Annotated in this window: 21 protein-coding genes; 6 read left to right on the forward strand and 15 right to left on the reverse strand. The window is 68.3% G+C overall.

Annotated features, from left to right (window positions below; all coding sequences use genetic code 11):
• Positions 1–9 precede the first annotated feature (9 nt).
• The 10 genes from D0C15_RS07460 to D0C15_RS07505 all read right to left on the reverse strand — a co-directional run bounded on the left by D0C15_RS07460 (position 10) and on the right by D0C15_RS07505 (position 10,107).
• The gene (locus tag D0C15_RS07460; protein ID WP_116041995.1) at positions 10–1,050 is read right to left on the reverse strand and encodes an MCE family protein; all 1,041 of its coding nucleotides are present in this window, start codon (positions 1,048–1,050) and stop codon (positions 10–12) included.
• The gene (locus D0C15_RS07465; RefSeq protein ID WP_116041998.1) at positions 1,047–2,081 is read right to left on the reverse strand and encodes an MCE family protein; all 1,035 of its coding nucleotides are present in this window, start codon (positions 2,079–2,081) and stop codon (positions 1,047–1,049) included. Before D0C15_RS07465 ends, D0C15_RS07460 begins: the two co-directional genes overlap by 4 nt.
• Positions 2,078–3,412 carry an MCE family protein gene (locus D0C15_RS07470; RefSeq protein ID WP_116042364.1) on the reverse strand — a complete coding sequence of 445 codons (1,335 nt, stop codon included), beginning with the start codon at positions 3,410–3,412 and terminating at the stop codon, positions 2,078–2,080. Before D0C15_RS07470 ends, D0C15_RS07465 begins: the two co-directional genes overlap by 4 nt.
• A gap of 25 nt (positions 3,413–3,437) precedes the next feature.
• The gene (locus D0C15_RS07475) at positions 3,438–4,295 is read right to left on the reverse strand and encodes an MlaE family ABC transporter permease (RefSeq protein ID WP_116042001.1); all 858 of its coding nucleotides are present in this window, start codon (positions 4,293–4,295) and stop codon (positions 3,438–3,440) included.
• A 174-nt stretch (positions 4,296–4,469) separates the two neighbouring features.
• Complete coding sequence (locus D0C15_RS07480; protein WP_116042003.1) at positions 4,470–5,264, reverse strand: MlaE family ABC transporter permease; 795 nt, start codon at positions 5,262–5,264, stop codon at positions 4,470–4,472.
• Between the two features lie 219 nt (positions 5,265–5,483).
• Positions 5,484–6,245, reverse strand: coding sequence for a glucose 1-dehydrogenase (locus D0C15_RS07485; protein WP_116042005.1), 762 nt, complete (start codon positions 6,243–6,245; stop codon positions 5,484–5,486).
• Between the two features lie 57 nt (positions 6,246–6,302).
• Positions 6,303–7,814, reverse strand: a complete 1,512-nt coding sequence (locus D0C15_RS07490; protein WP_116042008.1) for an aldehyde dehydrogenase family protein — start codon at positions 7,812–7,814, stop codon at positions 6,303–6,305.
• Between the two features lie 16 nt (positions 7,815–7,830).
• Positions 7,831–8,730, reverse strand: a complete 900-nt coding sequence (locus D0C15_RS07495) for a 3-oxoacyl-ACP reductase (protein WP_116042011.1) — start codon at positions 8,728–8,730, stop codon at positions 7,831–7,833.
• The gene (locus tag D0C15_RS07500; RefSeq protein ID WP_116042013.1) at positions 8,727–9,812 is read right to left on the reverse strand and encodes a Zn-dependent alcohol dehydrogenase; all 1,086 of its coding nucleotides are present in this window, start codon (positions 9,810–9,812) and stop codon (positions 8,727–8,729) included. The genes D0C15_RS07495 and D0C15_RS07500 overlap by 4 nt, the downstream gene beginning before the upstream one ends.
• Positions 9,813–9,915: 103 nt before the next feature.
• Positions 9,916–10,107 (reverse strand): ferredoxin, encoded by a 192-nt coding sequence (locus D0C15_RS07505; RefSeq protein WP_116042016.1) that lies wholly within the window; start codon positions 10,105–10,107, stop codon positions 9,916–9,918.
• A 258-nt stretch (positions 10,108–10,365) separates the two neighbouring features.
• On the opposite strand from D0C15_RS07505, the gene D0C15_RS07510 reads away from it, so the two are divergent.
• The 3 genes from D0C15_RS07510 to D0C15_RS07520 are packed head-to-tail and all read left to right on the forward strand — an operon-like array spanning position 10,366 to position 14,328.
• Positions 10,366–11,547 carry an acyl-CoA dehydrogenase family protein gene (locus D0C15_RS07510; protein WP_116042019.1) on the forward strand — a complete coding sequence of 394 codons (1,182 nt, stop codon included), beginning with the start codon at positions 10,366–10,368 and terminating at the stop codon, positions 11,545–11,547.
• 52 nt (positions 11,548–11,599) lie between these two features.
• On the forward strand, positions 11,600–12,709 hold the full coding sequence (locus D0C15_RS07515) for an acyl-CoA dehydrogenase family protein (RefSeq protein WP_116042021.1): 1,110 nt from the start codon (positions 11,600–11,602) through the stop codon (positions 12,707–12,709).
• Entirely contained in the window at positions 12,706–14,328 is a 1,623-nt protein-coding gene (locus D0C15_RS07520) for a long-chain-fatty-acid--CoA ligase (protein WP_116042024.1), read from the forward strand. Before D0C15_RS07515 ends, D0C15_RS07520 begins: the two co-directional genes overlap by 4 nt.
• 85 nt (positions 14,329–14,413) lie before the next feature.
• Here D0C15_RS07520 and D0C15_RS07525 read toward each other — a convergent pair whose 3' ends face one another.
• The 3 genes from D0C15_RS07525 to D0C15_RS07535 all read right to left on the reverse strand — a co-directional run bounded on the left by D0C15_RS07525 (position 14,414) and on the right by D0C15_RS07535 (position 19,285).
• Positions 14,414–17,119 (reverse strand): bifunctional acetate--CoA ligase family protein/GNAT family N-acetyltransferase, encoded by a 2,706-nt coding sequence (locus D0C15_RS07525; RefSeq protein WP_116042366.1) that lies wholly within the window; start codon positions 17,117–17,119, stop codon positions 14,414–14,416.
• A gap of 70 nt (positions 17,120–17,189) precedes the next feature.
• On the reverse strand, positions 17,190–18,362 hold the full coding sequence (locus D0C15_RS07530; protein ID WP_116042027.1) for an acetoin utilization protein AcuC: 1,173 nt from the start codon (positions 18,360–18,362) through the stop codon (positions 17,190–17,192).
• A gap of 74 nt (positions 18,363–18,436) precedes the next feature.
• Complete coding sequence (locus D0C15_RS07535) at positions 18,437–19,285, reverse strand: sulfurtransferase (RefSeq protein WP_116042030.1); 849 nt, start codon at positions 19,283–19,285, stop codon at positions 18,437–18,439.
• Positions 19,286–19,394: 109 nt separating this feature from the next.
• On the opposite strand from D0C15_RS07535, the gene D0C15_RS07540 reads away from it, so the two are divergent.
• The 3 genes from D0C15_RS07540 to galE all read left to right on the forward strand — a co-directional run bounded on the left by D0C15_RS07540 (position 19,395) and on the right by galE (position 22,520).
• Positions 19,395–20,120 (forward strand): iron-dependent transcriptional repressor DtxR, encoded by a 726-nt coding sequence (locus tag D0C15_RS07540; protein WP_116042032.1) that lies wholly within the window; start codon positions 19,395–19,397, stop codon positions 20,118–20,120.
• A 25-nt stretch (positions 20,121–20,145) separates the two neighbouring features.
• Positions 20,146–21,336 (forward strand): galactokinase, encoded by a 1,191-nt coding sequence (gene galK / locus D0C15_RS07545; protein ID WP_116042369.1) that lies wholly within the window; start codon positions 20,146–20,148, stop codon positions 21,334–21,336.
• Between the two features lie 191 nt (positions 21,337–21,527).
• On the forward strand, positions 21,528–22,520 hold the full coding sequence (gene galE, locus D0C15_RS07550) for a UDP-glucose 4-epimerase GalE (RefSeq protein WP_116042035.1): 993 nt from the start codon (positions 21,528–21,530) through the stop codon (positions 22,518–22,520).
• Positions 22,521–22,539: 19 nt separating this feature from the next.
• On the opposite strand, the gene D0C15_RS07555 is transcribed toward galE, so the two are convergent.
• Positions 22,540–23,586, reverse strand: a complete 1,047-nt coding sequence (locus D0C15_RS07555; RefSeq protein WP_162829939.1) for a DUF4192 domain-containing protein — start codon at positions 23,584–23,586, stop codon at positions 22,540–22,542.
• 163 nt (positions 23,587–23,749) lie between these two features.
• Complete coding sequence (locus D0C15_RS07560; RefSeq protein WP_116042041.1) at positions 23,750–24,601, reverse strand: M23 family metallopeptidase; 852 nt, start codon at positions 24,599–24,601, stop codon at positions 23,750–23,752.
• Positions 24,602–24,723 lie beyond the last annotated feature (122 nt).

Raw genomic sequence — 24,723 nt, forward strand, 5'->3', positions numbered from 1 at the left:
GCCGACATGTCAGTTCCCCCCTTGCTGCGTGACGCCCTGATCCGGCGCGGAGAGCGGCGGTGTGCAGCCCTCGGGGTTGATCCGCGCCCCGCCCGCGTTGATGACCGGCGGGAACAGTCCGCAGATGTATCCCTCGAACCAGCGTCCGTTGCCGGTGGCGTTGGCGCCCACCCGGCTGAACGGGGCCAGCAGTTCGAGGCTGCGGTTGAGGTTGTCCTGGTTGCGCTGCAACACATCGGTGACGATGCCGAGCTTCTCCAGCGCGGGCCGCAGCTGCGCGCTGTTGTCGGCGACGAGTCCGGACAGTTCGGCGGACAGTTCCTGGGCGCCGGTGAGCAGTGCGTCGATCGCCTCCTCCCGGTTCTGCAGTTCGGCCAGCAGCAGGTTTCCGTCCCCGACGATCTTCACCAGCTCCGCGTTGCGGTCGGCGAGGATCTGACTGACCTGCCCGGTGTTGGCCAGCAGCTCACCGAGCTCGTCGTCCCTCGAGGACACCGTTCTGGACAGCGCCGACAGTCCGTCCAGCGCGTCCCGGACGTGTTCCGGGGTGTCGCGCAGACTTTCGGACAGCACGGTGAAGCTCTGGGCCAGCTGTTCGGTGTCGATCTCCTCCACGGTGCTGGAGAGCTGATCGAAGGCGTCCTGCAGCTGGAACGGGGTCCTGGTGCGTTCCAGCGGGATCGTCTCGTTCGGATCCTGCGGGCTGTCACCTGCCGGCTGGATCGCGAGGAACTTCTCGCCGAGCAGCGTCTTGATCTCAATCGAGGCGGTGGAATCGGAACCGACCCTCGCGCCCTCCACTTTGAAGGTGACGTGGACCTTCTTGCCGTCCAGCACCACATCCTCGACCTCGCCGACCCGGACTCCCGCGACCTGCACCTCGTTGTCCGGCGCCAGCCCCGCGGACTCGGCGAACTCGGCGGAGTAGGTGATGCCGTTGTCGACGAAGGGCAACGAGTCGGCGGAGTACACCACCGCCATGGTCAGCGCGAGCACGACGAGAGTCACCGCGCCGACGGCGGCCTGGTTTCGCTGGCGCAGCGGTGTCATGAGGTCTGGCACCTCTCCGGTTGCGCGGTGGCGGGCAACGGCAGGATCGGCACCGTGATGTTCAGTGAGGAGATCCCGATGGTGCCGGAGAGTCCACAGAGGAAGTAGTTGTACCAGCCGCCGTAGCTCAGGGTTCTGGTGAACTTCTCCAGATTGCCCGGCATCACCGTGAGCAGTTCGTCGAGCAGCTCCTCGGAGTCGGCGAGGTTGCCCGAAAGTTCGCCCAGCGCCTCGATGTCCTTGCGCAGATGCGGCCGCGCTTCGGACAGCAGCCCGGACGTCGCCTCGGTCAGGCCGCCCAGCGCGGTGATCGCCTCGCCGATCGGTTCGCGCTGTTCGGCGAGTCCGGTGACCAGCTGTTGAGTCGTCTCGATGAGTCCGGACAGCTCGGGCCCACGTCCGTTCACCGTCGCGAGCACCTCGTTCAGGTTGCCGATGACCTCGCCGATCACCTCGTCCTTGTCGGCGATGGTCGAGGTGAGGGACGCGGTGTGGGACAGCAGGCTCCGGATGGTGCCGCCCTCCCCCTGGAAGACCTGGATGATCTCGTAGGACAACTGGTTCACCTCCTTCGGGTCGAGCGCCTGGAACAACGGCTTGAATCCGTTGAACAGCACGGTGAGGTCGAGCGCGGGCTGGGTGCGCTCGACCGGGATCGACTCGCCCTCCCGTAGCTGCCCGCCTCCGTCCACATCGGTGTTGAGTGCGAGATAGCGCTGCCCCACGAGGTTGCGATACTTCACGGTCGCGGTCACCAGGGCGGGCAGCGTGTGGGCCGTTGCCACGTCGAAACGCACCTCGGCGGAATCGTCCTCCGCGACGGTGATGGCGCCGACCTGCCCGACCTTGACCCCGGCGATCCGCACGTCGTCACCCTCGTGCAGTCCGGAGGCGTTGGTGAACCGTGCGGTGTAACCCGAGGCATCGCCGAAGTTGGTGTTGGCGATGGTCGCGCCCAACACGGCGGTCAGCATCACCGTGACGACGGCGAAGATCAGGATTTTGACCAGTGACGGGACGAAGCTCCTCACTCGACAGTCACCTCCGCACCCCGGTAGAGCGGCCCGAGCAGCAGGCCGGTCCACCCTGGGACCTCCTCAGGTGAAACCCCCGTCTGCCCCGCACGCAGCGCGGCGATCAACCTGTGCTCCTCGGGGGAGTTCGCGATCGAAGGCACACCCGCCGGCGCTCCCCCGCCCCCGGAACCGGGCAGGGTGCCATCGGGCGAGCTGGGCGGCGGGGGATGGCTGGACCCGTCCTTGATCGGCCCGCCGGGCGGGTACTGCGGCCAGCGTCCTGGCGCGGGTACCTGGGGATAGCAGCGCGGACCGCGCTTGTCGTCGTACCGGGGTTCGTCGACACCGGGAAGATACTTGCCCCTGCTCGCGGTGAAACGGATGTTGACGTGGTTCATCTCGTCGGTGCCTGCCCCGAACGCCTCCTCGGCCGCGGGGATCGAGTCCGCGAGTTGCTTGAGCAGGCACGGATACTCGGGCGCGTACTTGGCCAGCACGTCGAGCGTCGGCTGGGCCGTCGCGGTGAGGTCGATCAGGTTGTCCTTGTTGACCTCGAGGAAACTTCGCAGATCGGTCGAGGCCGAGGTGACCGAGGCGAACAGGCCGGCCAGCTGCTCACGCTGTTGCACGAGCGTTCTCGTGGTCGTCGTCAGATCGGCGAGCGCGGCGAGGAAATCGGGCGCCGCGCGGTCGTAGGTGTCGGCGACGTCGGCCAGCGCACTGATGTCGGCCTTGAGGTCAGGCAGCGACGGTGTCAGTTCGCCGAGATAACCGGAGAGCTGGGTCAGGGTGGTGCCGAGTTGCTCGCCGCGGCCCTCCAGCGCGGTCGATACGGCACCGAGGGTGCTGGACAGTTTCTGCGGCTGCACGGACCGCAGCAGCGGCAGCACGTTACCGAGCACCTCCTCGAGTTCGATCGCGGTGCTGCTGCGATCCTGCCCGATCACGTCGCCGTCGGAGATGCGCCTGCCCGTGCCGTCCTCCGGGAGCTGGAGTGCGACGTAGCGCTCACCGAACAACGTCTTGGGCAGCAGCCTCGCCGACACGTCGGCCGGTATCACGTCGGTCTTTTCCGGCTGGATCGCGAGGTGTAGCACGGCGTGCTCACCGGTGGTCTCGATCCCGCGCACCTCACCGACCAGCATGCCCCGCACCTTCACGTCGGCGCCCGCCCGCATCTGGTTGCCGACGTGGTCGGTCTCCAGCCGGACGCCGACGTACTCGGTGAAGGCCTTGTTGTAGATCGCGACGGTGGTGGTGAAGAACAGGGCGACCACGACCAGGAAGACCAGGCCGAGCACCTGATGGCGCAGGCGTCGCAGCAGGGTGCGCCGTGCCGGTGTCATGCCCATGGCCGTCCCGCCTTCCCTGTCATCCCGAAATCCGCACGGTGGTGCTGGAGCCCCAGATCGCCAGGCTGAGGAAGAAGTCGAGCACGGCGATCAGCACGATCGCCGTGCGCACGGCCCTGCCCACGGCGATACCCACCCCGGCCGGACCCCCGCGCGCGGTGTAGCCGTAGTAGCAGTGCGAAAGGATCACCAGCGCGCTGAAGATGATCACCTTGCCGAAGGACCAGAGCACGTCCTCCGGTGGCAGGAACAGGTTGAAGTAGTGGTCGTAGGTTCCCGCCGATTGCCCGTAGAACCAGATGGTGATCTGCCGGGAGGCGAGGTACGACGACAGCAGACCGACGGCGTAGAGCGGGATGACCGCGGTGACACCGGCGAGGACCCGGGTCGTGACCAGGTAGGGCATGCTGGGCACGCCCATCACCTCGAGGGCGTCGATCTCCTCGGAGATCCGCATCGCGCCGAGCTGGGCGGTGAAGCCACAGCCGACCGTCGCCGACAACGCCAGTCCCGCCGAAAGCGGTGCGACCTCGCGGGTGTTGAAGTACGCGGAGATGAAGCCGGTGAGTGCCGCTGTCCCGAGCTGGTTCAGCGCCGAGTATCCCTGCAGGCCGACGATCAGCCCGGTGAACAGCGTCATGCCGATCATCACGCCGAGCGTGCCGCCGATCACCGCCAGCGCCCCGGTGCCGAACGACACCTCGGTGAGCAGCCGCAGATACTCCCTGCCGTAGCGGCGCAGTGTCCGGGGCGTCCAGGCCAGCGCGCGGACATAGAAGGACAGCTGTGCGCCGAACCCCTCGAGTCCGGCACCGGGACGCGCGATGATCTCCAGTGTCCGGTCGGACACGCGCTGCTCACTCACCGGAGTGCCCATGTCACAACACCCCGCACCAGACCCCGCGCGACCGCGATCGTTTCGACAGGGCGCAACACCCAGCGTCCCGCACGTCGCGCGCGAAGGCGCCCCGCCGCCCCCGCTAGCGGGCCCTCCGGGCCAGTGCGCGCATCGTTGTCGGCCTGACGGCCGCGCCTCACGGAAGCATCCATGTCACAACGCCTTCGGGGGGACGATCTGGAGGTAGATCGCGGTCAGCACGACGTTGATCAGGAACAGCAGCAGGAAGGTGATCACGACGGCCTGGTTCACGGCGTCCCCGACACCTTTGGGGCCACCGGACGGGTTCAGGCCACGGAAGGCGGCCACCACCCCGGCGACGAATCCGTACAGCAGCGCCTTGATCTCGCTGACCCAGAGGTCGGGCAGCTGGGCGAGCGCGTTGAAGCTGGCCAGGTAGGCGCCGGGCGTACCGCCCTGCATGACGACGTTGAAGAAGTAGCCGCCCAGCACCCCTACGACGCTCACCAAACCGTTGAGCAGCACCGAAACCACCATCGCGGCCAGCACACGCGGCACGATCAGGCGCTGGATGGGATTGACCCCCAGCACCTCCATCGCGTCGATCTCCTCGCGGATCTTGCGGGCCCCGATGTCGGCGCAGACGGCGCTGCCGCCCGCACCCGCGACCAGCAGCGCGGTGATCAGCGGACTCGCCTGCTGCACGATCGCGAGCGCGCTGGCGGCCCCGGTGAACGACTGTGCGCCGATCTGCTGAGTCAGCGAACCCAGTTGGAGGGCGATCACCGCGCCGAAGGGAATCGCGACCAATGCGGTCGGCAGGATGGTGACACTGGCGAAGAACCAGCACTGCTGGATCCACTCGCGGAACTGGAACGGCCTGCGCGGAATCGCGCGCAGTACCTCCCAGGAAAGGGTAGAGAGCCGGCCGACCTGGATCAGCGCGCCGGCGCCGGGAAAGGTGATGCTCGTGCTACCGCTGCCCATCACTCCTCCGCCACCGGTTCCGACTCTGGCTCTGCCTCTGGCTCTGGCTCTGTATCTCTCTGCTAACTCGGGTCCGCGATCGAGTCCCCAGGGCTACGATTCGCAGGGACAGTCCAGTTCTGCTGCGTGACGCCCTGCCGCCTCGATAGCGGGACTACGTCGGCCGAGTTCCACGAATCACCATGATCTCGCAATCCGCAGTTCACAGCCGCCGCCCTCTCACACCTTCAATGCATGGGTGGCCGTCGCTCCCCCGTCAGCGACGAACTCGGAGCCCGTGCAGTAGGAGCTGTCGTCGCAGGCCAGGAACAATGCCAGACCGGCGATCTCCTCCGGCTGACCGACCCTGCCGAGGGCGACCTTGCGGCCGACGCGGGACAGATCCACCTCGGCTCCGCCCGCAGCGTCCTGCACCATCTTGGTGTCGATCATGCCGGGATGCAGGGAATTCACCCGAATGCCCCGGTCGCCGAGTTCGAGCGCGGCGACCTTCGTCATTCCGCGAATCGCGAACTTGCTCGCCGTGTACGCGACGAGGAACGGCATTCCGGCCAACCCCTCCACAGAGGACACGTTGACGATCGAACCGCCACCGGCGGCCGTCATAGGCTCAACGACCGAGCGCATGCCGAGAAACGCGCCAATCTGGTTGACCCGGATGACCCGCTCGTAGTCGGCGAGCCGCGTGTCACCCAGTTGCGAGAAGTGCAGTATGCCCGCGTTGTTGACCAGCACGTCGATCGAGCCGAACTCATCGAGGGCCCGCTCGATCGCGACGGCCCAGTCCTCCTCCGACCCGACGTCGAGGTGCTGGTAGACGGCCGCATCGCCCAGTTCGTCCGCGAGGCACTTACCGGCCTCGTCGGCGATGTCAGCGATCAGCACGCGCGCGCCCTCGGCGACAAAGCGGCGAACGGTGGCCGCTCCCTGCCCCCGCGCCGCACCCGTGACCAGTGCGACCTTGCCATCGAGCCTGCCCATACCCGTGTCCTTCCAGGAATTCCGCTACCGCCGCGAGTGCTCCGCTCCTGCCGGCTCCTACATCATTTCGTCGGTCAGTGGCAGCATCACCGTCTTCAGTTCCGTGTACGCCTCGAAGGCGGACTGGCCGCCTTCCCTGCCGAGACCGGACTGCTTGAAGCCGCCGAAGGGCAGGTGCGGCTCGATCTGGAATCCGTTGATACCTATCGTGCCCACCCGAAGTCGCCGTGCCACGCGGAACGTGCGCTGGACGTCCGAGGAGAACAACCCGGCTCCGAGGCCGTACTCGGTGTCGTTGGCCAGCCGGACGGCCTCGTCCTCGTCGCTGAACGGGACGACTGCCAGCACCGGGCCGAAGATCTCCTCCTGCGCGATGGTCGACGAGTTCTCCACATCGGCGAAGATCGTGGGACCGACGAAGTTGCCCGAGGCCAGATCTCCGCCGAGTCGCTCGCCGCCGGTCACCAACCGGGCGCCCTCGGCCTTGCCGCGTTCGATGTAGCCGAGAACGCGTTCCAGCTGCCGCTCGTTGATCAACGGGCTGGAGATCACTCCTGGGTCGAACGGGTCGCCGTAGGTGACACCTGCCGCCATTCCCTGTGCGGCAGCGAGGAACTCGTCGTAGACGTCGCGATGCACGAGTGCCCTGGTGTTGGCGACGCAGGCCTGTCCGGACAGACCCATCGTCACCGCGCCGACCACGGTGGCGGCGGCGAGACCGATGTTGGGTGCGTCGGCGAAGACGATCGCCGGGCTCTTGCCACCGAGTTCCAGTGACACCCGCTTGAGTGTCCCCGCTGACGCTTCCACGATCCGTTTACCGATCGCCCTGCTGCCGGTGAAACTCACCTTGTCGACATCCCGGTGCGTGATCAGGGCCTCGCCAACGGGATCGCCCGGCCCGGTGACGACGTTGAGTACCCCGTCCGGCAGGCCCGCCTCGACCAGCAGCTCCACCATGCGCAACACCGAGAACGTCGCGTACTCCGAAGGCTTCAGCACGACCGTGCACCCGGCGGCGAGCGCGGGCGCGACCTTCTGTGCGAACAGCAGGAACGGCGCGTTCCACGGCAGGACCGCGGCCACCACGCCGATTGGTTCACGGAAGGTCATGGCGAGGTGGTCCCCACCCTGGTACGGCGGCAGCGTCTGCCCGCCGACCTTGTCCACCCATCCGGCGTGATGATCGAAGACGTCGGCGGCTGCCCCGACCGAGGTCGCATAGATACCGCCGAAGGACAGCGGGACGGAGTTGTCCAGCGCCTGCAGCCCACGCAGCTCCTCGGCGTGCTCACGCAACAGGTCCGCGTACCGGTGCAACAGTCCTATCCGGACGTTCGCACGGGAGTTCGACCAGATTCCCGAATCGAAGGCGCGGCGGGCGGCGGCGACCGCTTCGTTCACGTCGGCCACACCGGCCACCGCGAAATCACCGACCTCCTCGCCCGTGGCCGGATGCTGATGGGTCCATGTCGCCGCGTCCTTCGCGGGACCCCACTGGCCGTCGATGTAGAGCTGGCCGGTCTTCAGGCCGAGCGACTCGCGGTGCGGCTGCACGGTAAGCGTCATGAGCTGGCTCCTCGGATCAGCGGAGGTTCAGGATTTCGGGTGCGGAGAACATCTGGTTCGGATCTTGATCGTCGAAGTAGCCGCCGACCCGATCGGCGAGTTCAGCCGGCGTCCAAAACGGACCTTCGGTGTCGAAACGTTGCCGCACGGTGGGCGGGTTCAACAGGGCGACCATGCCTCCGTGTACGACGAAGACCTGCCCGGTGATCCGCTCGGCGGCCGGAGAGGCCAGGAACGTGACCAACGGCGCCACATGGTCGGGCGAAAGCGGGTCAGCCTCGCCCTCGGGCACGTCACCGAAAGTCCTCGCGGTCATCGCCGTGCGCGCCCTAGGGCAGATCGCGTTCGCCCGCACGCCGTACCGGCCGCAGGAACGGGCGGTGGCCACCGTGAGCGCGGCGATTCCCGCTTTCGCCGACGCGTAGTTCGGCTGTCCCTCCGAACCGACGAGAAACGCCTCGGATGCGGTGTTGACCACGCGGGCGAAGACCGGTGCGCCCTCTGCTTTGGACTGTTGACGCCAATGTGCCGTCGCGTTGCGGGACAACAGGAAATGCCCGCGTAAGTGCACTCGGACGACCGTGTCCCAGTCCTCATCGTTCATGTTGAACAACATTCGATCCCGGACGATGCCCGCGTTGTTCACCAGCACGTGCAGACCGCCGAAGTGTTCGGTGGCGGCGCGGACCAGAGCCTCGGCACAGGCGGAGTCGGACACGTCACCGGACACCGGCAGGGCCTTACCGCCCAGCGCTTCGATTTCCCCGGCTACGGTCGTGGCCGTGTCCCCGAGGTCGTTGACGATCACCGAGGCCCCCGCACCGGCCAGCGCCAGCGCCTCGGCCCTGCCGAGGCCCGCGCCGGCGCCGGTGACGATCGCGACCTTGCCGTCGAGCCCGGTGTCCTCCGCGCTCACGCGATCGTCACCACCTGGCGGATGACGTCGGTGCTGCCCTCGCGTAGCAACGCGAGACCGTCGTTGATGTCGTCGAACTCCAGCTTGCGCGAGATCATGCCGTCGAGGTCGAGCAGTCCGGCACGCCAGAAGGCCAGCATTCGCGCCGTGTCCCGGTGTACGTGTGAGGAACCATAGAACGAGCCGAGGATCTTCTTGTCGTGCAGGAACAACTCCTGCGCGCTGAACTGGACCATCGCGTCGCCCTTGCCCGCACCGACGACAACCACCGATCCGCCACGGCGCGCGTTGTCCCATGCGGACCGGATCGTGGCCGGGAGACCGACCACGTCGAAGGCGTAGTCGAACCCCTCCGCCGCCACCGACTGCTTGAGTTCCTCGAGCCCGTCAGGGGTGGTGGCGTGCGTGGCGCCGAACCGTTTCGCGATGTCGTGCTTGCCCGCGACGGGATCCACGGCGACGATCGTGGTCGCACCCGCAAGTCGCGCACCCTGGATCACCGAGATCCCGACCCCGCCACAGCCGATGATCACCACCGTCGAGCCAGGGGCGACCCGCGCCGTATTGAGTACGGCGCCGACTCCGGTCAGCACACCGCACGCGATCAGCGCCGCGGTTTCGAAGGGCACATCGGGATCCACCTTGATGGCTCCCGCCGCGGGAACAACCACCTCCTCGGCGAATGTCCCCAGTCCCGCGTAGCCGAACAGCGGCGTATCGCCGATCCGGAAGCGAGGGGAGGTGAACGCGGCGATCGCGTGCACCGCGCACAGGTTGGGCTCGCCGCGCAGACAACTCGAGCAGTTGCCGCACGGTGGCACGAAGGACACCGTCACGTGGTCACCGGGAACGAGGTGTTCGACGGCGGACCCGACCTGGAGGATCTCGCCCGCGCCCTCATGTCCGACGACGCCCGGAGCCAGCGCGGGCAGCGTGCCGTCCATCGCCGATAGATCGCTGTGACAGACGCCCGAAGCCCGGACTCCGATCCGAACCTCGTGCGGCCCCGGATCGACCGTCGTGACGTCGTCACGCATCTCGAGCCTGTCGTCGCCGATCGCGTTCAGCACCGCCGCTTTCACCGCACTGCCTCCCTCGGGAAGTCCCGCGAACCGCCGTTGGTTCGCGTCTCACGGCACAGACTAGAATCTGTTCTCGCAAACAGCAAGGGGCAAAATCGGCGGGCTATTCCCGCATGAGCAGGGCATTCTTTGGACAAGAAGCAACCGCCTGAGAAACACGTTCTACTTCAGTTGCGGGTGGCGCGGGGTCGATGATGCGCAGCTCGTCGTCGTCATCGATCTCGAAGACCCGGGGCGCGATGGCGACGCATACCTCGTTCGCCTCACAGAGCGTGCGATCGACGCTCACCTTCATGACTTCCTCCCGTCCGGTTTTCGGTGTCTTATTCAAAGTCGGGTTTTTCACTGACGACGTGCGGTCATGCCGCGCCTCACCTGCAGTCGACAGCCACGACCACCCCTACTGCGACACAAAAGCCCGCCACAGCGGGACCTCTCCGGGGCGGCCCTGTCTACCGACTTGCGAACAACCCTCCCGGTAGAACTAGAACTTGTTCTACACTAACCCTCCAGTGGCGACCAATACCAGGACAACGGGTGAGGCGAGGTTCGGATGCGGATCAGCTACGCGCCGGAGCACGAACGGCTGCGGGACGAGCTACGGGAGTACTTCGCGACACTGATGACCTCCGAACGCAGGGAGGCACTGCGCGGCGAAGGCGGCGAGTACGGCGACGGCAGCGCTTACAAGGACATCGTGCGCACCCTCGGGCGGGACGGCTGGCTGGCCATCGGCTGGCCGAAGGCCTACGGCGGGCAGGAACGTCCCATGCTCGACCAGCTGATCTTCACCGACGAGGCGGCGGTGGCCGGTGTCCCGGTACCCTTCCTGACGATCAACACCATCGGACCGACGATCATGCGGTTCGGCACCGAGGAGCAGAAGGAGTTCTACCTTCCGCGGATAGCGGCGGGCGAACTGCATTTCTCGATCGGCTACTCCGAACCAGAGGCCGGAACCGATCTCGCCTCGCTGCGTACCCGCGCGGTGCGCGAGGCAGACACCTACGTGGTGAACGGCCAGAAGATGTGGACGAGCCTGATCGAGTACGCCGACTACATCTGGCTGGCCGCGCGAACGGATCCGGACGCGCGCAAACACAAGGGCCTGAGCATCCTGATCGTGCCCACCTCGGCCGAGGGCTTCTCCTGGACGAAGGTGCACACCGTCGCGGGTCCCGGAACGAGCGCGACCTATTACTCCGACGTCCGCGTCCCGGTATCGGCCAGGATCGCCGAGGAGAACGCCGGCTGGCCACTGATCACCAACCAGCTCAACCACGAGCGAGTCGCGCTCACCTCGGCCGCCCCGGTGCGGTCCGCACTGCGGGAGGTCACCGAGTGGGCCGCGGCCACCACCGCGCCCTGGGGCGGCCGGGTCATCGACGCCGAGTGGGTGCGGCTGCACCTCGCCAGGGTGCACGCGCAGGCCGAGTACCTGAAGCTGCGCAACTGGAAGATCGCATGGGCCGCTGGCGAGAACGAACTCGGGCCCGCGGAGGCTTCGGCGACCAAGGTGTTCGGCACCGAGTTCGCGATCGAGGCCTATCGCCTGTTGATGGAGGTACTCGGCGCGGGCGCGGTCGTCCGGGAGGGCTCGCAGGGAGCGCTGCTGCGCGGCCGGATCGAACGCATGCACCGGTCCTCGCTGATCCTGACCTTCGGCGGCGGCACCAACGAGGTCCAACGCGACATCATCGCCGCGACGGCGCTCGGATTGCCGGTGTCCCGCTGAACTCCGTTCCGGAGCGGGCTCGGCCCCAATCGCGATGACAGGAGGACTGATCATGGACTTCGCATTCACCGAGGCACAACGGGACCTCGCGGGGCTGACCCGCAAAATCGCGTCCGCGTCCCCCGTCGGGGAGCAACCGGAGCGGCACGGCACCGGCGGCTTCGACCGTGCGCTGTGGACGGATCTGACCAGGGCCGGGATTCTCGACGCCGCACTGCCGTCGGCGGTGGGCGGCGGCGGATTCGGTCTGCTGGAACAGTGTTCGGTGCTCGTCGAACTCGGCAGAGCCGTCGCGCCGGTACCGTTCGCACAGACCGTGACCATGGCCGCGGCCGCGCTCGCGGAGTTCGGCACCAGCGAGCAGTGGGAACGCTGGCTGGTACCGGTGACCCGGGGTGAGCGCGTGCTGACGGTCGCTCTTCCCGACGCAGGCGACCCGCCCGGATTCAGCGCCCACCGCAGCGAGCACGGCCTCCGGCTCTCCGGAGCCCAAACCGCCGTCGGCTTCGCGGCCTTCGCCGACGGGCTGCTGATACCCGCCAGGACGGCGCAGGCAGACGCCGTGTTCCTGGTGGAGCGCGACCGCGCCGGCGTTTCGGTGCGCGAGCAACAGGTGGTTGACCGCGCCGACGCGGCGCTGGTCGAACTCACCGACGTGACCGTCACCGACGCGGACCGACTCGGCGCGAACGTTCCGGGCACCGTGGACATCGCCGAGTGGTTGCGTCTGCGGGGGACGGTGGGCCTGGTGGCCCAGCAGCTGGGGGTGCTCGAGCGAGCACTGGAACTCACCGCGGAGTACGCCCGCGAACGCAGACAGTTCGACCAGGTGATCGGGGCGTTCCAGGCGGTGCGGCAGCGCCTGGCCGACGCCTACACCGACGTCGAGGCCGTCCGGCTGACGTTGTGGCAGGCGGCGTGGTGCCTGGCCGAGGGCCAGGGTGGCGCCGAGGAGGCCGCCACCGCCAAGTTCTGGGCCGCCGAGGCCGGACACCGCGTCGCCCACACGGCGGTCCACGTCCACGGCGGCGTCGGCATCGACGTCGACCACCAGTTGCACCGGTACTTCGCCGCAGCCAAGCGTGGCGAGTTCGCGCTCGGTGGTGCCACGGCACAACTGCGGTCGCTGGGGGCACTGCTGGCCGAGGCAGCGACAGCATGAGCCCGGCCTCCGCCGCCCCCACCGTCACCGAACTGCTGCTCGCGCGAAGCGACGATGACCATCCGGGACTGCGGTTCGAGGAGCACGGCTGGTCGTGGGCACAGCAGGTCGGCTTCTGCAACGAGTACGGGGCCGCCCTGCGGGGACTGCTCGCCGACGCACGTCCACCACACGTCGGCGTGCTGGCGGACAACCTGCCCGAGTTCTCCTTTCTCCTCGGCGGCGCGGCACTGTCCGGGGTGGTGCTGGCCGGGCTGAACACCACCCGCAGGGGCCAGGCGCTGGCCAGAGATGTGCGGCTCGCCGAGTGCGCACTCGTGCTCACCGAAGCGAAGTACGCGGGCCTGCTGGCCGGGCTCGACCTCGGCGGTGCGCGCGTGCTGGCCCTCGACGGTCCGGAATGGCTGGGCGCACTGGCCGCACACCGAGGTGTGCCGCTACGGCCGGTCACGGTGACCGCGGACGACCTGCTGATGTTGATCTACACCTCAGGCACGAGCGGGGATCCGAAGGCGGTGCGCTGCACGCACGGCAAGATCGCGTTTCCCGGCCGAATGCTGGCCGAGCGATTCCAGTTGTCCAGTTCGGACACGGTGTATGTGTCGATGCCGATGTTCCACTCGAACGCGGTGATGGCGGGCTGGTCGGTCGGGCTGGCCGCTGGGGCCACAATCGCGCTGAGGCGGAAGTTCTCCGCCTCCGGCTTTCTCGACGACGTGCGAACTTTCGGCGCCACCTACGCCAACTATGTCGGCACGCCACTTTCCTATGTGCTCGCCACACCATCGCGCCAGGACGACGCCGACAACCCACTGAAGGTGGTGTACGGCAACGAGGGCGCCGAAGCAGACCTGGCCGCGTTCGCCAGCAGGTTCGGCTGCCGCGTCGTGGACGCGTTCGGCTCCACCGAGGGCGGTGTCGGGTTCGCCAGAACCCCGGACACCCCGCCCGGTTCCCTCGGCAGGCCCACCGACGGAGTGCTGATCCTGCACCAGGACACCGGCGAAGTGTGCCCACCCGCCGAGTTCGATGCGGCGGGAACATTGCTCAACGCCGAGGACGCTGTGGGCGAACTGGTCAACACCGGGGGCGCGGGATGGTTCGCGGGCTACTACGGCGATCCGGAGGCCGACGCTCAACGACTGCGGAACGGCCGCTACTTCACCGGCGATCTCGCCTACATCGACAGGGCGGGATTCTGTTACTTCGCGGGCAGGCTGGGCGACTGGATGCGGGTCGGAGGGGAGAACCTGGGCACGGCGCCGATCGAGCGGATCCTGCTGCGACATCCCGGAGTGCTCGAGGCAGCCGTGTACGGCGTACCCGATCCCGGCGGGGTCGGCGACGCCGTGATGGCCGCGGTCGTGCTCGACGAGACAAGGCGACCGGGGCCACGCGAACTCGGCGACTTCCTTGCCGCACAACCGGACCTAGGGCCGAAACAGTGGCCGAGATTCGTGCGAATCGTCAACGAACTACCACGGACATCTACCTACAAAATCGTTAAACAGAAGCTGAAATCCGAGCACATCCACTGCTCTGATCCGGTATGGGTGCACGACGGGCGGGAATTCGTTCACCAACAACTCGCCACCGACGGTGGAAGGCTCCTACGGTGAGCACCAGGCGAACCACTGACCCCGACAGGTTCTGACGCCCACGTCTCGCACTTTCCCGGGAAAGTGCGCGGGATTGGTACACCGGTCAACTCGTCGGCGAGTCCTCGTCGGGGGTGGTGATCGGCCGCAGCTGGCGCGGGCCGGTGTCCGGGCGGGAGGGCGGCGGGCCCAGCACGATGCGCGCGTTGGCGACGACCGCGCCCGAAGGGGAGGCCAGCACCGGGTCCAGCGCCAGCGAACGGACCTCGGGGTTGTCCTCCGCGAGCGCGGCGATCCGCAGCACCAGGTCCTCCAGCGCGGCGAGATCCGCGGGCTCGTCCCCGCGATACCCGGTGAGCAGCGGAGCGGTCCTCGGCTCGCGTACCAGCGTCGCGGCGTCCACGTCGGTCACCGGAATCGACCGGTACGCCCGGTCGCCGAGCAGGGTGCTGACGACGCCCGAAAGCCCGAAGGAGACCAGGGTGCCGAACGAGGGATCGTCCTGCAGGCCGATGACGCAGGACAATCCCTTCTGCGCCATCCGCTGCACGTACATGTGCTCGGATCCGGACACCTCGCGGATGTCGCGGTAGCTCGTCCGCACCGACTCCTCGGACATCAGGTCCAGACGCACACCGAGCAGGTCCGGGCGCCCGCGCAGCCGCTCGTCCACGGCCTTCACCGCCACCGGATACCCCAGATCCGCCGCCGCGGCCACGGCGTCGTCAGCCGAGGACACGTTCCGGAACGGCACCACCTCGATGCCGTAACAGCCGAGCAGCCGCAGCGCGTCGTCGTCGTCGAGTGGCAAGCCAGACTCGATGTCCTGGCCGGCCAGCAGTTCCCGGACCACGGCTTGGGCCCGCTCCGGATGTAACCCCTCTGGCCGGACGATGCTGCCCTGCGGGCGCTCCCGCCAAGCCGCGTATCTGACGGTTCTGGCCAGCGCGTTCACCGCCCGCTCCGGGGAGGGGTACGAAGGGATCGAACCTCGTACGGGAGTCCCGTCGTCGCCGGTGACCGCCAGTTCCGCGGGCACTCCTTCGGCGGCGAGGAAGGTGGACACGATGGGCTTCTCCCGCTGCCTGCCGGTCTCCACGACCGCCTCCCGCAGCGCCCTGGCGTAGCTGGTGCCCGGAATCGCCAGTGGCGGGACGAACACGACCACGAGCGCGTCCACGTCCGGCGAACTCAGCGCCTCCCCCACCGCCGCGGCGAACTCCTCGGGACCTGCCTGCGGTCCGACGTCCACCGGATCGATCCCGAGCTGCAGACCCTGCGCGCGAGCGGTGTCCGCGGCCAGCAGGCCGATCGCGCTGGAGTTGCCCACGATCCCGATCCTGGCACCCGAGGGCAGCGGCTGGTGGGCGAATACGAGCGCGGTGTCGAAAAGTTGCGCCAGCGAGTCGACCCGCACCACGCCTGCCTGCTCGAACAGCGCCTGCACACTCGACTCGTCGACCTCGGCCGAGGTGGCGGCCAGCTGCGGGCGGACCGCGTGGCGCCCGGACTTCACCGCGACGATGGGTTTCGTACGGGCGAGTCTGCGCGCGAGGCGGGCGAACTTACGGGGGTTACCGAAGGACTCCAGATACAGCAGTACGAGGTCGGTGTTCGGATCGCTCTCCCAGTACTGCAGCAGGTCGTTGCCCGACACGTCGGCGCGGTTACCAGCGGAGACGAAGGTCGAGAGTCCGAGTCCGCGTGCCTCCGCGTCGGCCAGGATGGCGATGCCCAGCGCGCCGGACTGGCAGAAGAAGCCGGTTCTGCCCCTGGCGGGTAACCGGGGGGCCAGAGTGGCGTTCAGCCGGACACCGCTGTCGGTGTTCAGTACGCCGAGCGCGTTGGGCCCGACGACGCGCATCCCGTGTGCCCTGGCCTCGCCGACCAGCCGCAGTTCGGCGTGCAGGCCGTGCGGGCCCGCCTCGCCGAATCCGCCGGACACGATGAGCAGCGTCTTGACGCCCTTCTCCAGTGCCCCGTCGAGCACCGACTCGACCGACTCGGCCGGAACGGCGACCACGGCGAGGTCTACCGGATCTGGAATGTCCACAACAGACGGATAAGCACGGACGCCGCGAACGGATCGGTGCTCGGGGTTCACCGGATACACGGTGCCCGCGAAATCGGCGGACAACAGGTTCGTCAGCGCCACGTAGCCGATCTTGGTCGGGTCCGTCGACGCGCCGATCACGGCCACCGATGTCGGATGCAGCAGGTTGTGCACACTGCGAGCCTCGGCGGCCTGTTCCCTTGCCCTGGCGACCGCGAGAGACTCCTCGGTGGGGTCGATATCGAACTCGAGATGCAGCACACCTTCCTCGAAAGCCCTGCTGACCTGGTAACCCGCATCCCGGAAGACCCGCACCATGGCGGCGTTCTCCGCCAGCACCTCGGCGACGAAGCGGCGCAGCCCGCGTTCGGATGCGGCGGCCGCGAGGTGCTCCAGCAGGATCGAGCCGAGGCCTCTGCCCTGATGAGCGTCGTCGACCAGAAATGCGACCTCGGCGGAGTCGCCGCCCTCGAGCCGTTCGTACCTGCCGACCGCCACGATGTCGTCCCCGAGCATCGCGGCGAACGCGACTCGATCGTGATGGTCCACGATGGAGAATCGGTCGAGGTCCCGCTTCGGAATCCTGGGATACGCGCCGAAGTACCGCAGGTATCTGGTGCGTTCGGACAACCTGCCGTGCAGGGCGACCAGTTTGTCCGCGTCGTCGGGGACTATCGGACGCAGGTGGACGGTTCCACCGTCGGACAGCAGGACGTCGGCCTCCCAGCGGCGGGGATAGTCGAACGGATCGTGCCGCATACGGTCCTCTGCCGCGGACGGGTCGCTGGTGGGGGCCGCTTCCTTCTCGTTCGTCTGGTCGCCGGTCACGTCAGTCCCTCGGATCGTCGGGGTCCAGGCCGTGCAGGGGAAAGATCGCCCTCCGGGTGTCCCGGATCGCGATGTCGACCGCGTCGTCCACGCCGTCGCCCCACGGGCGGAAGGCGGTGTCGGCTTCGTCGGTCATGGCGGCAGGAAGGCGAGCACCAGGGGCCGCCCTGCCGATGGCCTCCACCCAGCCCGGTGGGAGTGGCGTCTCCGGAGCGACGTCCCGGTTGAGCACGGTCGCGATGAGATGGGTCCAGGAGCGGGGTACCACGCGGATCAGCTGGTAGCCACCACCGCCGACGGCCAGCCACCGCCCCTGCGCGTACTTGTCGGCGAACTCGCGCATCGTGCGGTAGATGGTGCGATGGCCGTCCACCGAGAGCGAGAGGTCCGCCAGCGGGTCCTCCTCGTGGGAGTCGACGCCACACTGGGTGACGAGAATCTGCGGCTGGAACTCCGCGAGCAGCGAAGGCACGACAGCGTGGAACGCCCGCAACCAGGCGGGATCCCGGGTGTGCGGTGGCAGCGGGATGTTCACCGCGCTGCCCTCGGCACCGCCTGTCCCGACCTCGCCGGAGTACCCGGTACCCGGCCACAGTGTGAGTGGGTGCTGGTGCAGCGAGACGGCCAGCACCCTGGGGTCGTCGTAGAACGCGGCCTGTACTCCGTCGCCGTGATGCACGTCGGTGTCCAGGTACGCCACGCGGTCGAAACCGTTGTCCAGCAACCAGGAGATCGCGACGGCGCAGTCGTTGTACACGCAGAAACCCGCCGCGTGGCCGGGCATCGCGTGATGCAGTCCGCCCGCGATGTTGACCGCCCTGCTCGCACCGCCCTCGGCGATGGTTCGTGCGGCAAGCAGCGTGGACCCGACCACGAGCGCCGAGGACTCGTGCATCTTGTCGAATACCGGGTTGTCCTCGGTGCCGAGTCCGTGCGCGAGTTCCGCGCCGGTCATCGGGGCCCGTTTCACCGCCTCGACGTATTCGGTGGTGTGGATCCGGTACAGCTCCTCCCCGCTGGCCGGTTCCGGCACCAGCAGCGGTACGTCGCGCAGCACGCCGAGCTCGGTGGCCAGCCGGATGGTGAGTTCCAGCCGTACCGGGTTGAACGGATGCTCCCCGCCGAGGTCGTATCCCAGCAGCGCGGAGTCCCAGACGACGGCGGAGGCAGACATGTCCAGAGCCTAGGTCCTGCGCCCCGGTTCGGCAGCCGTGCCCCGCGCCGGTCCGGGCCTCCCTGCCGCATCGCTCAGCCCGGTTGCCCGCCCGTCGCGACGGGGCGGGCGGGGTCTGCCGACCACTGCGACCAGGACCCGGCGTAGAGCGCGGCCGGCTCCTGCCTGCCCGCGACCTCTAGCGCCAGCACCACGGAGCACGCGGTCACCCCGGAGCCGCAGTACGCCCCGACGGCCGTGTCCGCGGTGACGCCGATGTCGGCGAACCGGGCGGCCAGCTCGGCAGGCGTGCGCCAGCGCCCCTCCTGGCCGGTGTGCCCGGCGAACGGAGCGTTGCGTGCGCCAGGAATATGGCCCGCCCGTGGATCGATCGGCTCGGTCTCGCCCCGGTAGCGCTCGGGGGCCCGCGCGTCGAGCAGCAGGCCGTCTCGGGCGAGGTCCGCGGCGTCGTCGGCGTCGAGTACCGGCATCGAGCCGGGCCGGACCTCTATGTCACCCGGTTCCGGCTCGGGCGTCCGCGTGCTCAGCGGCCTGTCCTGCGCCACCCATGCGGCGAACCCCCCGTCCAGCACCGCGACCTCGCGGTGACCGGCCCAGCGCAGCAGCCACCACGCCCGTGCCGCGATCGAACCGTCGCCGTCGTCGTAGACCACAACGGGATGACCTGCACGGACGCCCGCCCGCCGCAGTGCCGCCCGCAGGACGTCCGGGGACGGCAACGGGTGCCTGCCGGCCGTACCGGGCGCGGCCGCGAGGTCCGTTTCCAGATCCAGGAACACCGCACCGGGGAGGTGCCCCGCACGATATGAGTCCAGTCCCGGCGGTCCCGCCATCCGCCAGCGCACGTCCAGCAGAACAGGACGCCGGGACGGGTTTGCCTCGAGTTTGGCGGCTAGGTCTATCGTGGTCGTCAGGGAACGCATTCGATCAATCCTCCACATCGGACCGGCCAGCGTCAGGCCGGGCCCTGCCCGCCGGGTGCGGGCAGCTGTTACCTGATCGCCTGCGGGGGAGTCGGTACCAGCGACTACCATGGGGAACGCGGACGAAGGGGACAGCGTGAACGATCTCATCGACACCACCGAGATGTACCTGCGGACCATCTTCGAGCTCGAAGAAGAAGGTGTTGTGCCGCTGCGTGCTCGCATTGCCGAGCGCCTGCAACAGAGCGGCCCGACGGTGAGCCAGACGGTCGCCAGGATGGAACGCGACGGGCTGGTGGTCGTCGCTGACGATCGCCACCTGCAACTGACCGATCACGGTAGGGAACTGGCCATCGCCGTGATGCGCAAGCATCGGCTCGCCGAGCGCCTGCTGGTCGACGTGATCGGGCTCGAGTGGGAGCACGTGCACCTCGAGGCCTGCCGCTGGGAGCACGTGATGAGCGAGGCCGTGGAGCGCAAGCTGGTCAAACTGCTCGACCACCCGACGACCTCCCCCTACGGCAACCCCATCCCGGGGCTGGACAAGCTGGGCGAGGGTGGCGAGCCTGCCCCACCGGCCGAGTCCGACCTCGTGCGGCTGGACGAGTTCGCCCGCGCCGGCGGCGGCGACGTGGAGATCCGGCGGATTGCCGAGCACGTACAGCTCGACGAGACGCTGATGACCGAGCTGAAATCGGTGGGAGTCGTACCTGGTCAGATGGTCAGGGTCGGCAAGGTCAACGGTGGCGGGGCCACCATCGAGGTCACCGGTGACAACACGACCGTGCAGGTCGCCAGCTCGGTACTGCACGCCGTACTCGCACAGGCCCGGTGAGCCATACCTAGTGCCGATCGACGACATGACAAGCAGCTCAGCCGCCGCTACAGCCTTCACCGATCTGCATGACCGCGCCCCGGAGGGGGTCTGGTCCGCGCCCGGCAGGGTGAACCTGATCGGCGAGCACACCGATTACAACGATGGTTACGTCCTGCCGTTCGCACTACCCCACCGGCTGGCGGCGGCGGGTTCCGCCCGCGACGACGACCTGCTGACCGTCGCCTCGGTCGGCTCGGACGGGAAGCTGCAGCACGCCGAGCCGGTGCGGATCGAGGAACTGACCCCCGGCGCCGGCGTCGCTGATCTCGGTTGGGCCGCCTACCCGGCCGGCGTGGCCTGGGCACTACGCGAACAGGGCTTCGACCGCGGTGCCGACCTGGTGCTCGCCGGCGACGTGCCGACCGGTGCGGGACTGTCGTCCTCGGCCGCACTGGAGTGCGCGGTCGCATTGGCGCTGCTCGGCCTCGCCGGGCAGGACGAGCCGGACGAGGCCGCCAGAGTCGAGATCGCCCGGTGGGCCCAGCGCGCGGAGAACGAGTTCGTCGGGGTCCCCACGGGTGTGCTCGATCAGACGGCGTCGATGTGCTGCGTGGACGGGCACGCGTTGTTTCTCGACGTGCGGTCGGGCCAGGCCGAGCAGGTGCCGTTCGACGCGGCGGCCGCCGGACTGCGAATTCTGGTGATCGACACCAGGGTGAAGCACGCGCACAGCGAGTCCGGCTACGGCGATCGCAGGAAGGGGACTGAGCGGGCAGCGGATCTGCTCGGGATCAAGGCACTGCGCGACATCGAGGCCGGCCAGCTGGACACCAGTCTCGCGAAGCTGCCGGAGGAACTCCGGCCATTGGTCCGGCACGTGGTGACCGAGAACGAACGGGTCCTGCGAACTGTCGACCTGCTCCGGGCGGGGCGCCTCGCCGACCTCGGCCCGCTCCTGGACGCTTCCCACGAAAGCCTGCGCACGGACTACCGAGTCTCGGCCACCGAACTGGACCTCGCGGCGGAGTCCGCACGGGCAGCGGGCGCACTCGGCGCCAGGATGACCGGTGGCGGTTTCGGTGGCTCAGCGATAGCCCTGGTCCGCGAGACCGACCAGGCGGCGGTCGAGTCGGCCGTCGCGACCGCTTTCGAACGGGAGGGCCTGCGGCGGCCCAGGATGTTCGTCGGTATCCCGTCGGCCGGAGCGGGCCTGGACGAAAGCTGGGCCGGGTAGCGCCGGCGGCGCGCCCGAAACCGGCCTCTCGGCCCTGACCTCCCTTCTCCGCTACACGCAGCCCCGGGCGGGGCCGGGCGTCAGCGGAAGTAGACACTGGACGCTGCGGGTGTGTCCGCCGACACACCCCGAATGCCGAAGTCAGATCCCTGCGCAGCACTGTTCATCCGCGAGAAAGGCCCCGTCGAGAGATGTCAACGGTTACCGAGAAGCCGAGCAAGGCCCTGAAGCTGGTCGTCACGGGCGGCGCCGGTTACGTCGGCAGCGTGTGTACCGCCCGCTTGGTGGAAGCGGGCCACGAGGTCGTCGTGGTGGACGACCTCTCGACCGGGCACGCGGACGCCGTTCACCCCGGCGCCCGGTTCGTCGAGGGCGATGCGGCCGAGACCGCCGAGACGTTGCTCGCGGAAGGTTTCGACGGCGTGCTACACTTCGCCGCCAAGTCGCTCGTCGGGGAGTCGATGCAAGATCCCGGGAAGTACTGGCGCGGTAACGTGCTCACCTCCCTCCGGCTGCTCGATGCCATGCGGGCCCATGGGACCCCTCGCCTCGTCTTCTCCTCCACCGCCGCGACCTACGGTGAACCAGAGAGTTCACCGATACCGGAGACCGCACCGACCCAGCCGACCAACACCTATGGTGCGACCAAGCTGGCGATCGACCACGCGATCACCACCTACGCGCGCGCCCACGGTCTGGCCGCGGTCAGCCTGCGCTACTTCAACGTCGCGGGCGCCTATCGCGGTTTCGGTGAGCGCCACGCCACGGAGACGCACCTGATCCCCATCGTGCTGCAGGTGGCAACCGGCCAACGCGACCAGGTCCAGATCTACGGCGAGGACTACCCGACCGACGACGGCACCGCAGTGCGCGACTACATCCACGTCGCCGACCTCGCCGACGCCCACCTGCTGGCACTCGACCATGCCACCGCTGGTGAGCACCGCATCTACAACCTCGGCAACGGCACCGGCTTCTCCGTTCGCCAGGTGATCGAGGCCTGCCGCGGCGTCACCGGCCATCCGATTCCGGCCGCGGTCGCTCCCCGCCGCGCTGGCGACCCCGCCGTACTGGTCGCGGCCAGCGACCGGGCCCGGGCGGAACTGGGCTGGAAGCCGGAGCGCGCGGACCTCGCCGGGATCGTGTCCGACGCGTGGGCCGTCACCCGCGATCGTCAGTCATAGCGGCCAGGCGGCCACGTCCTCAGTCGATGAGCCAGTCCGGCGGGCCACCCTCGGGCACCAGCCGGTTGAGCCGGTCCGGAGGTACCCCCAGCTGGATCGACTCCGCGAGCAAGCCGGCGAGGACGTGGCCGGGGAAGGCGTCGAGGGCGTTGTCCAAAGCCATTCCGGCGAAAGCTCCGTCTCCCCTGAGGTAGGCCGAGAATCCGAGCAGACACGCGGCTTCCGCGCGTTCGGGTGCGGGAAGCCCGCGCACCAGTTCGAGCCAGAGCCGCTCGGCGTCGTGTCCTCGCCGCTCCCCCGCGGACAGTGCGAGACCGAGGCAGTCGTCGCGGATGCGCCGGTCGGACAACGCCCACGCCAGCCGGGCGGCCTCCTCGTCGGTCAGTGCCAGCACCCCCGACCGCGACCGTGCCAACGCGGACACGATTTCGCGCCGGTCCCGATCGAGCTCCAGGTCAGGTTCGCCGGTGCCTGCCGATTCGCTCCACCGGTCGAGTAACTCGCCGCGACGGGCGATGGCGGCCTCGTCCACCGGGTCCAGCAGTCTGCTCATCTCGCCGCGGCTGCCGAAGGTGACCTTGCCGGTGCTGGCCATGACCGTGGCCGCGACCGTCGTCGCCGGATCCGGCAGGCGCCCCGAACAGGTCGAGTCCTGGTAACACCGGTAGCGCACGCCCGCGCTGATCTCAGGTACCCACAACGCGTGTTTGACCGGGATTCCCGCGGTGTCCAGAACCTCCCGCACCAACTTGATCAGACCACTCTGGACCAAGTTGCCCGAGTTCTGTTTGTGCCGCGGGGCGCGGACCACCAGCAGAGTGACACCCAGAGCGTGCTCCGCGAGCAGTGGGGCGACCAGTGATCGGGCCAGTTGCTTGCGATATCGCGGTGGTGGCAGATCGCCGCGCAGTACGACGCCGATACGGGTGCCACTGGGCGGCCCATGGGCGATCACGACCAGGGAGTCGGTGGGGCGAAAGCCGAGCAGGCACGGAACCGCCGCGATCAACTGCGCCGGGTCACGCAGGTTGACCGTCGACTGGCCTGCGGGAGTGGAAGTCGTCATGACTCCACCTTGGAACGCGGGCATCGGCAGCGGTACCACCCGGCGCACATCTGTGGACAACGGTGTCCGAGAAGAACAACTCGAACCTGGGGACCCCGCGGGCGGTTCCCGCGGCCCGCCCGGTCGTTCGGGCAGCGGGCGAACCGCCTGCGGGGGTTGGGCCTCAGTCGCAGTGTTCGAACGGGCTGGTGTAGCTGTTGGAACCCACCGAACCGCCCCATTTGACGCAGGTGGAGCCAGCGGCCTTGATCACCGGGCCCGCGTAGTAGGAGAAGTTGCCGGAGTCGGTCGCCCTTGTTCCGCCCTGCACCTCGAGGAAGGCGGAGACCGGCGATGGGGTTCCGAGCGAGGTCGCCTTCATCGTCACCACACAGTTGCTGGCGGTCGCCGACTTGTAGAGCAGGTAGACCGTCCCCGCCCCGCTGAGACCGGCTGAGTCGATAACCGAGAAGCCCGACCCACAGGCCGCTTCGGGAGAGTAGGGGTTGCCACCACAGTTGTTCTTGCTGGTGAAGTTGGTGTGACCGTAGTAGGGAACCGCGACGCCGTTGAGCCTCGCCTTGACCACCGAACCGTTGTACCGCTGTTCGTAGTGCAGGTGAGGTCCGGTGACTCCGCCCGTCGAGCCCGCCGCGCCGATCTTGGTTCCCAATCGGACGGTCTGCCCGACCGACACCGCCTGGGACGACAGGTGGGCGTACCGCGTCCGCCAGCCACTGCCGTGGTCGATCTCGATCCACCGGCCGTAACTGGTGCTGCCGGTATTTCCCACCCGGGTGATCGTGCCGCCGGACGAGGCGAGTACTGGCATACCGGTGATGCCGCTCTTCTGGAAGTCCACCGAGTTCGCCGGGCTGTGCCCGCTGAACGTCGCCGCCGTAACGGTGACACCACAGGCGAACGGGACCTGGAAGTTGGGTGCGGCCGACGCGGGCGTCTGGCCGGTGGCCACCACACCCAGTGCGCCGAGCAGTGCGGCCGCTGCCCCGGCCGCGAGTCTTCGCAGTCTCAACATCACTACCTCCATCAGCAGGGAGTGACCATACGAACACACGATCAGGTGAGGTGGAAGACTGCCGAGCTAATTAAATAGTTAACATTTAACCTTCATTTGACAATCAATGTCACTCTATAACC

This window comes from Amycolatopsis palatopharyngis (assembly GCF_003385185.1).
Classification (GTDB): Bacteria; Actinomycetota; Actinomycetes; order Mycobacteriales; family Pseudonocardiaceae; genus Amycolatopsis; species Amycolatopsis palatopharyngis.

What these genes read in the sequence shown, in the direction of transcription:
- D0C15_RS07470 (WP_116042364.1), bottom strand. Translation starts at nt 3,412, where the DNA reads ATGACACCGGCACGGCGCACCCTGCTGCGACGCCTGCGCCATCAGGTG.
- D0C15_RS07510 (WP_116042019.1), top strand. Translation starts at nt 10,366, where the DNA reads ATGCGGATCAGCTACGCGCCGGAGCACGAACGGCTGCGGGACGAGCTA.
- D0C15_RS07525 (WP_116042366.1), bottom strand. Translation starts at nt 17,119, where the DNA reads ATGCGGCACGATCCGTTCGACTATCCCCGCCGCTGGGAGGCCGACGTC.
- D0C15_RS07485 (WP_116042005.1), bottom strand. Translation starts at nt 6,245, where the DNA reads ATGGGCAGGCTCGATGGCAAGGTCGCACTGGTCACGGGTGCGGCGCGG.
- D0C15_RS07490 (WP_116042008.1), bottom strand. Translation starts at nt 7,814, where the DNA reads ATGACGCTTACCGTGCAGCCGCACCGCGAGTCGCTCGGCCTGAAGACC.
- galE (WP_116042035.1), top strand. Translation starts at nt 21,528, where the DNA reads ATGTCAACGGTTACCGAGAAGCCGAGCAAGGCCCTGAAGCTGGTCGTC.
- D0C15_RS07460 (WP_116041995.1), bottom strand. Translation starts at nt 1,050, where the DNA reads ATGACACCGCTGCGCCAGCGAAACCAGGCCGCCGTCGGCGCGGTGACT.
- D0C15_RS07505 (WP_116042016.1), bottom strand. Translation starts at nt 10,107, where the DNA reads ATGAAGGTGAGCGTCGATCGCACGCTCTGTGAGGCGAACGAGGTATGC.
- D0C15_RS07530 (WP_116042027.1), bottom strand. Translation starts at nt 18,362, where the DNA reads ATGTCTGCCTCCGCCGTCGTCTGGGACTCCGCGCTGCTGGGATACGAC.
- D0C15_RS07540 (WP_116042032.1), top strand. Translation starts at nt 19,395, where the DNA reads ATGGGGAACGCGGACGAAGGGGACAGCGTGAACGATCTCATCGACACC.
- D0C15_RS07555 (WP_162829939.1), bottom strand. Translation starts at nt 23,586, where the DNA reads ATGACGACTTCCACTCCCGCAGGCCAGTCGACGGTCAACCTGCGTGAC.
- galK (WP_116042369.1), top strand. Translation starts at nt 20,146, where the DNA reads ATGACAAGCAGCTCAGCCGCCGCTACAGCCTTCACCGATCTGCATGAC.
- D0C15_RS07515 (WP_116042021.1), top strand. Translation starts at nt 11,600, where the DNA reads ATGGACTTCGCATTCACCGAGGCACAACGGGACCTCGCGGGGCTGACC.
- D0C15_RS07475 (WP_116042001.1), bottom strand. Translation starts at nt 4,295, where the DNA reads ATGGGCACTCCGGTGAGTGAGCAGCGCGTGTCCGACCGGACACTGGAG.
- D0C15_RS07480 (WP_116042003.1), bottom strand. Translation starts at nt 5,264, where the DNA reads ATGGGCAGCGGTAGCACGAGCATCACCTTTCCCGGCGCCGGCGCGCTG.
- D0C15_RS07520 (WP_116042024.1), top strand. Translation starts at nt 12,706, where the DNA reads ATGAGCCCGGCCTCCGCCGCCCCCACCGTCACCGAACTGCTGCTCGCG.
- D0C15_RS07535 (WP_116042030.1), bottom strand. Translation starts at nt 19,285, where the DNA reads ATGCGTTCCCTGACGACCACGATAGACCTAGCCGCCAAACTCGAGGCA.
- D0C15_RS07560 (WP_116042041.1), bottom strand. Translation starts at nt 24,601, where the DNA reads ATGTTGAGACTGCGAAGACTCGCGGCCGGGGCAGCGGCCGCACTGCTC.